At 60.4% G+C, this 796-nt stretch carries 1 protein-coding gene; it reads left to right on the forward strand.

Going from position 1 to position 796, the window contains the following annotated elements:
• A partial coding sequence (locus H1B27_RS39625; RefSeq protein WP_197969775.1) for a transposase occupies positions 1-796 on the forward strand: 796 nt, incomplete at both ends.

Raw genomic sequence — 796 nt, forward strand, 5'->3', positions numbered from 1 at the left:
TGCGCAAGGTATGTGCGCGCTTCGTCGAACTCTGCCGAGACATTGGTCTGCTGGCGACGGCGAGCGTCGCCATCGATGGCAGCAAGTTCAAGGCCGTGAACAACCGGGACAGGAACTTCACGCGCGCGAAGATGGAGCGACGGCGTGCTCAGTTGGAGGAGAGCGTCGCGCGCTATCTGAGCCAACTTGACACGGCCGACCGCCAGGAGCCGACGGAGGCGCTGGCCACGAAGGTGACGAGGCTTACCGAGAAGCTGACAAAGCTGAAGGAGGAAATGGGCAAGCTTGCCGTCTACGAAAAGCAAATGCTTGCTTCGCCTGACCAGCAAATCTCGCTGACCGACCCCGACAGCCGCTCGATGGCAACGAGCGGCCGCGGCTCTGGCGTTGTTGGCTACAACGTACAGGTCGCCGTAGACACCGAGCACCATCTGATTGTGACGCATGAGGTGACGAACAGCGGCTCGGATCGGGCACAACTTGCCAATATGGCCAAGCAGGCTGTTCTCAAGACCGAGACGCTCGAAGCGGTAGCCGATCGCGGCTACTTCAACAGCCCAGAGATCCTCGCGTGCCACGAAGCAGGCATCACAGTAACTCTGCCCAAACCGCTAACGTCCGGCGCTAAGGCAGACGGACGCTTCGGTAAACAGGACTTTGCCTATTTGCCAGAGGAGGACGCCTATCGCTGCCCGGCCGGGGAGCGGCTGTCATATCGCTATACGAATGAAGAAGACGGCAAGGTGCTGCGGCGCTACTGGACGACGGCCTGTCAAAGCTGTTCGCTCAAGACCCA

Source organism: Bradyrhizobium diversitatis (genome assembly GCF_016031635.1).
Lineage (GTDB): Bacteria > Pseudomonadota > Alphaproteobacteria > Rhizobiales > Xanthobacteraceae > Bradyrhizobium > Bradyrhizobium diversitatis.